The organism is Streptomyces sp. NPDC090994, assembly GCF_044768905.1.
Taxonomy (GTDB): Bacteria; Actinomycetota; Actinomycetes; order Streptomycetales; family Streptomycetaceae; genus Streptomyces.
Map to the genome: position 1 here is coordinate 1 of NZ_JBIVWS010000050.1, position 6,194 is coordinate 6,194.

Sequence of the window (6,194 nt, forward strand, 5' to 3'; positions counted from 1 at the left end):
GCGCCGGGGGGGCCGCCGGGGGGGGGGGGGGGGGGGGGGGGGGGGCCCCGCGGGGGGGGGGGGGGGGGGGGGGGGGGGGGGGGGGGTGTCCGTCCTCGGAACGGCGCGGAATCGGTCACTTACGGGGGTGAAGCGTGTTGACGCGCCAACCGCTGCGGGCGGACACCCCCCACCCCGTCCCCTTCCCGCCGTACGCGGGTGCGGGTCCGTACCCATTCCGCCCGCCCGGCACCGGGAACCCACTCACTCGCGCGGGGAGGCGGCACCCGCTCACTCGCGCGGGGAGGGCAGGGCCGCTCACTCGCGCAGGCCGCGTGACCGCGGGCAGTCGTGCCTCCCCCCGCTAGAGCGAAGCCGGGAGTGGGGGAGGGTGGGCGCGGCGGCACCCCGTCAGCGCCGGGGCGCGCCACCCACCCCGCCTCAGCCACAACGCCGGGCACGCCAAGGGCGACGGAGCCGAAACCCCGCCGCCCCACAACCCCAGCGGACGCGCTACGCGTCGCCCCCCGCAACCCCCGGATCCGCCGCCGACACATCGAGCAGCCGGTAGCGGTCCACGGCCTGCTTCAGCACCGACCGGTCCACCTTCCCCTCCCGCGCCAGTTCGCTCAGCACCCCCACCACCACCGACTCCGCGTCGATGTGGAAGAACCTCCGCGCCGCCCCCCGCGTGTCCGCGAACCCGAACCCGTCCGCGCCCAGCGACTGGTACGTCCCCGGCACCCACCGCGCGATCTGGTCCGGCACCGACCGCATCCAGTCGGACACCGCGACGAACGGCCCCTGCGCGCCCGCCAGTTTCCGTGTCACGTACGGCACCCGCTGCTCCTCCTCCGGATGCAGCAGGTTGTGCTCCTCGCAGGCGACCGCTTCGCGCCGCAGCTCGTTCCAGGAGGTCGCCGACCACACGTCGGCCCGTACGTTCCACTCCTCGGCGAGGATCCGCTGCGCCTCGACCGCCCACGGCACTGCCACCCCGGACGCCAGGATCTGTGCCGGGATCGAGCCGCCCGTGCCCTCGCTGAAGCGGTAGACGCCCTTGAGGATGCCCTCGACGTCGACGTTCTCGGGCTCGGCGGGGTGCTGGATCGGCTCGTTGTAGACGGTGAGGTAGTAGAAGACGTCCTCGCTGTCCGGGCCGTACATCCGGCGCAGCCCGTCCTTGACGATGTGGGCGATCTCGAAGCCGAAGGCGGGGTCGTACGCCACGCACGCCGGGTTGGTCGAGGCCAGGAGGTGGGAATGGCCGTCGGCGTGCTGCAATCCCTCGCCGGTCAGGGTCGTGCGGCCGGCGGTCGCGCCGAGGACGAAACCGCGTGCGAGCTGGTCGCCCATCTGCCAGAACTGGTCGCCGGTGCGCTGGAAACCGAACATCGAGTAGAAGACGTACACCGGGATGAGGGGTTCGCCGTGCGTCGCGTACGCCGAGCCGGCGGCGATGAGCGACGCCGTGCAGCCCGCCTCGGAGATGCCGTCGTGCAGCATCTGGCCGTTCGGCGACTCCTTGTACGCGAGCAGCAGGTCCCGGTCGACCGACTCGTACTGCTGGCCGAGCGGGTTGTAGATCTTCGCGCTCGGGAAGAACGAGTCCATGCCGAACGTGCGGTACTCGTCCGGCGCGATCAGCACGAAGCGCTTGCCGATCTCCTTGTCCCGCATGAGGTCCTTGAGGAGCCGGACGAAGGCCATGGTCGTCGCGATGGACTGCTGACCGGAGCCCCTCTTCACGGTCGCGTACGTCTGCTCGCCCGGCAGCGGCAGCGGCTTCGCGCGGACGACGCGGGTGGGGACGTAGCCGCCGAGCGCCTTGCGGCGGTCGTGCATGTACTGCATCTCCTCGGTCTCCCGGCCGGGGTGGTAGTACGGCGGCGGGCCGGACTCCAGTTCCCGGTCGGAGATCGGCAGGTGCAGCCGGTCGCGGAACCGCTTGAGGTCGTCGACCGTCAGCTTCTTCATCTGGTGGGTGGCGTTGCGGCCCTCGAAGTTCGGGCCCAGCGTCCAGCCCTTGACGGTCTTGGCGAGGATGACGGTCGGCTGGCCCTTGTGTTCCAGGGCCGCCTTGTACGCCGCGTAGATCTTGCGGTGGTCGTGGCCGCCGCGGCCCAGGTGCAGGATCTGGTCGTCGGTCATGTTCTCGACCATGGCGCGCAGCCGGTGGTCGTCGCCGAAGAAGTGGTCGCGGATGTAGGCGCCGGACTCGGTGGCGTAGGTCTGGAACTGGCCGTCCGGCGTCGTGTTCATCTTGTTGACCAGGACGCCGTCGCGGTCCTGGGCGAGCAGCGGGTCCCAGGTGCGGTCCCAGACGAGCTTGATGACGTTCCAGCCGGCTCCCCGGAAGACCGACTCCAGTTCCTGGATGATCTTGCCGTTGCCGCGCACCGGGCCGTCCAGGCGCTGGAGGTTGCAGTTGACGACGAAGGTGAGGTTGTCCAGGCCCTCGCGGGCGGCGATCGTGAGCTGGCCCAGCGACTCCGGCTCGTCCATCTCGCCGTCGCCGAGGAACGCCCAGACGTGGCTGCGGGAGGTGTCGGCGATGCCGCGCGCGTGCATGTAGCGGTTCATGCGGGCCTGGTAGATCGCGCCGATCGGGCCGAGGCCCATGGAGACGGTCGGGAACTCCCAGAAGTCCGGCATGGAGCGCGGGTGGGGGTAGGAGGAGAGCGTGTACGGCGCCTTGGACTTCTCCTGGCGGAAACCGTCCAGGTGGCGCTCCTCGAAGCGGTCCAGGAGGTAGGCGCGGGCGTAGATGCCGGGGGAGGCGTGGCCCTGGAAGAAGACCTGGTCGCCGCCGTCGCCCTCGTCCTTGCCGCGGAAGAAGTGGTTGAAGCCGACGTCGTAGAGGGAGGCGGAGGAGGCGAACGTGGCGATGTGGCCGCCCACGCCGATGCCGGGCCGCTGGGCGCGGGAGACCATCACGGCCGCGTTCCAGCGGGTGGCGTTCAGGATCCGGCGCTCGATCTCCTCGTTGCCCGGGAAGAACGGCTCGCTCTTGGTCGGGATCGTGTTGACGTAGTCCGTGCTGCGCATCTCGGGCACGGCGACGCGCTTCTCACGGGCCCGTTCGATCAGCCGCAGCATGAGGTAGCGGGCCCGCTCCCGGCCGCGGGCGTCGACGGCGGCGTCCAGGGAGTCGAGCCACTCCTGGGTCTCCTCGGGGTCGAAGTCAGGAACCTGACTCGGAAGGCCGCCAATGATGATCGGGTTGCGATCGGATGCGGAAGCCACGCTGTTCCTTCGCTGTCGCAGGGCGTATCGGAGAGTGCCGGAACCGTCTCCCATCGTGTACCTGTCGGGGGGAAACGTCATCTCTACTGTGAGGTAACCAGTTCTCCGCCGATAACCGGGGCAAGTTCTTGCGGCTCTCGTACCCCTGTATGGTTCCCAATTACGCAAACGGGGCAGAAAGGTGTGGTGTACGTCACCTTCGATCCTGGGTGGCGTGCCTGGAGTTGCGGTGACACGGTCGGGATCGTCACCGTTTCGGCGGTCCCAGTGGCCGGGTACTTGCGCGATCCGTCCCGCCCGTGTGGACTACGGCCAATGCTTCGCGCACGCGCGTGGCTGAGACATTCCCTAAAGACATGATCAGGAGGCAACCCGTGAGCGCGACCGCGGACCACGCGGAGGAGCGGACGAACCCTGCCGCCAGGCTGGGGTTCCAGCCCGGGCAGGTGGTCCAGGAGATCGGCTACGACGACGACGTCGATCAGGAGCTCCGCGAGGCCATCGAAGGTGCCATCGAGGGCGACCTGGTGGACGAGGACTACGAGGACGTGGCCGACGCCGTCGTGCTGTGGTTCCGTGACGACGACGGCGACCTGACGGATGCGCTGGTGGATGCCACCACGTACATCGAGGAGGGCGGGGCGATCCTGCTCCTCACGCCGAAGACCGGACGTGACGGTTACGTCGAGCCCAGTGACATCTCGGAAGCCGCGACGACGGCCGGTCTGACGGCGGCCAAGAGCGTCAGCGTCGGCAAGGACTGGAGCGGCAGCCGGCTGGCGACGCCGAAGGCCGCCAAGTCGAAGCGGTAGCCCCGTAGCCGGGCTCCCCCCTTCACGGACCCCGGACGGGCCGGCTCCGGTCGGCCCGTCCGGGGTTCCGCCGTGGCCCCTGCGTAGGGTGTGCTCCGAGAGCGACCCCTACGAAGGGACCAACAGGACGATGGCGATCCAGGTCGGCGACAAGGCCCCCGACTTCGAACTCAAGGACAACCACGGGGCGACCGTGAAGCTGTCCGACTTCCGGGGCGGCAAGAACGTGGTGCTGCTCTTCTATCCCTTCGCCTTCACGGGCGTGTGCACCGGCGAGCTGTGCGAGGTGCGCGACAACCTGCCGCAGTTCTCCGACCGCGACACCCAGGTGCTCGCCGTCTCCAACGACTCCATCCACACCCTGCGCGTCTTCGCCGAGCAGGAGGGGCTGGAGTACCCCCTGCTGTCCGACTTCTGGCCGCACGGCAACGTCTCGCGCGCCTACGGCGTCTTCGACGAGGACAAGGGCTGCGCGGTGCGCGGCACCTTCGTCATCGACAAGGAGGGCGTGGTGCGCTGGACCGTCGTCAACGGACTGCCGGACGCCCGGGACCTGTCCGAGTACGTGAAGGCGCTCGACACCCTGTGATCGCGACGCGGTGATTCTTCCGCGTCAGGGCCTGCGGGGTGCGGGAACCCGTCACTAGGATCGAATCGTTGATCCGACATCCGACGCACTTCGGGGCTTCCCGCCCCCGGACACCAATGGAGGACTCGTGGGAGTCAGCCTCAGCAAGGGCGGCAACGTATCGCTGACCAAGGAGGCCCCCGGCCTGACCGCGGTCATCGTCGGTCTGGGGTGGGACGTGCGGACCACGACCGGCACCGACTTCGACCTCGACGCCAGCGCGCTGCTGCTGAACAGCTCCGGCAAGGTCGGCAACGACCAGCACTTCATCTTCTTCAACAACCTGAAGACCCCGGACGGCTCGGTCGAGCACACCGGTGACAACCTCACCGGTGAGGGCGAGGGCGACGACGAGCAGATCAAGGTCGACCTGGCGACCGTCCCCGCCGACGTCGAGAAGATCGTCTTCCCGGTGTCGATCTACGACGCGGAGAACCGCCAGCAGTCCTTCGGCCAGGTCCGCAACGCCTTCATCCGGGTCGTCAACCAGGCCGACGGCCAGGAACTCGCCCGTTACGACCTGAGCGAGGACGCCTCCACCGAGACCGCCATGGTCTTCGGCGAGCTGTACCGGCACGGCGCGGAGTGGAAGTTCCGCGCCATCGGCCAGGGATACGCGTCGGGCCTGCGCGGCATCGCGCAGGACTTCGGCGTGAACGTCTGAGCCGACCCCCGTCGTCCGGCGCCGCACGGTCCGCGTGCGGCGCCGGACGCGCACAGAAGCGCGCCGCGCGCACGCGCAGCCTCACGTACATCGGCGGAGCGCTGCGGAACCAGTACCCGGGGAGGGACCAGCACTATGGGCGTCACGCTCGCCAAGGGAGGCAACGTCTCCCTGTCCAAGGCCGCACCGAACCTCACCCAGGTGATGGTCGGACTCGGCTGGGACGCGCGTTCCACCACCGGAGCACCCTTCGACCTCGACGCCAGCGCCCTGGTGTGCGGCGGCGGCCGGGTGCTCGGTGACGAGTGGTTCGTCTTCTACAACCAGCTGAAGAGCCCCGACGGCTCGGTCGAGCACACCGGAGACAACCTCACCGGCGAGGGGGACGGCGACGACGAGTCGCTGCTGATCGACCTCTCCAAGGTGCCCGAGCGGTGCGACAAGATCGTCTTTCCGGTCTCCATCCACCAGGCCGACGAGCGCGGCCAGACCTTCGGCCAGGTCGGCAATGCCTTCATCCGGGTCGTCAACCAGGCCGACGGCCAGGAACTCGCCCGTTACGACCTGAGCGAGGACGCCTCCACCGAGACCGCGATGATCTTCGGCGAGGTCTACCGCTACCAGGGCGAGTGGAAGTTCCGGGCAGTCGGACAGGGGTACGCGTCGGGGCTCCGGGGCATCGCTCTAGACTTCGGAGTCAACGTTTCGTAAAGCCGAGTACGGCGCGGGGGAGCCCCGTACACAAGGATTGGGTAGCCAGTGCTTCTGAAAACCTTCGGCTGGTCGTTCGCGGTCACCGCGCTCGGCCTGGTCGCGGCGGTCTTCTACGGGGGGTGGACCGCCTTCGGTGTCGTGGCGATCCTCT

5 protein-coding genes are annotated in these 6,194 nt (G+C 69.2%); 4 read left to right on the forward strand and 1 reads right to left on the reverse strand.

The genetic code is table 11. From position 1 onward, the window contains the following. Positions 1-492: 492 nt before the first annotated feature. Entirely contained in the window at positions 493-3,225 is a 2,733-nt protein-coding gene (gene aceE / locus ACIQR3_RS38150; protein WP_403546181.1) for a pyruvate dehydrogenase (acetyl-transferring), homodimeric type, read from the reverse strand. 374 nt (positions 3,226-3,599) lie between these two features. Here aceE and ACIQR3_RS38155 point away from each other — a divergent pair, with 374 nt between their 5' ends. The 4 genes from ACIQR3_RS38155 to ACIQR3_RS38170 all read left to right on the forward strand — a co-directional run bounded on the left by ACIQR3_RS38155 (position 3,600) and on the right by ACIQR3_RS38170 (position 6,040). Then, entirely contained in the window at positions 3,600-4,037 is a 438-nt protein-coding gene (locus tag ACIQR3_RS38155; protein ID WP_215171848.1) for a DUF3052 domain-containing protein, read from the forward strand. Positions 4,038-4,167: 130 nt separating this feature from the next. Continuing rightward, on the forward strand, positions 4,168-4,626 hold the full coding sequence (locus tag ACIQR3_RS38160) for a peroxiredoxin (RefSeq protein WP_215171846.1): 459 nt from the start codon (positions 4,168-4,170) through the stop codon (positions 4,624-4,626). A gap of 127 nt (positions 4,627-4,753) precedes the next feature. Then, complete coding sequence (locus ACIQR3_RS38165; protein WP_403546183.1) at positions 4,754-5,329, forward strand: TerD family protein; 576 nt, start codon at positions 4,754-4,756, stop codon at positions 5,327-5,329. A 135-nt stretch (positions 5,330-5,464) separates the two neighbouring features. Beyond that, positions 5,465-6,040, forward strand: coding sequence for a TerD family protein (locus ACIQR3_RS38170; protein WP_403546185.1), 576 nt, complete (start codon positions 5,465-5,467; stop codon positions 6,038-6,040). Positions 6,041-6,194 lie beyond the last annotated feature (154 nt).

Excerpts from the sequence above, each read along its gene's own strand:
- ACIQR3_RS38160 (WP_215171846.1), top strand. The coding sequence starts at position 4,168 with ATGGCGATCCAGGTCGGCGACAAGGCCCCCGACTTCGAACTCAAGGAC.
- ACIQR3_RS38170 (WP_403546185.1), top strand. The coding sequence starts at position 5,465 with ATGGGCGTCACGCTCGCCAAGGGAGGCAACGTCTCCCTGTCCAAGGCC.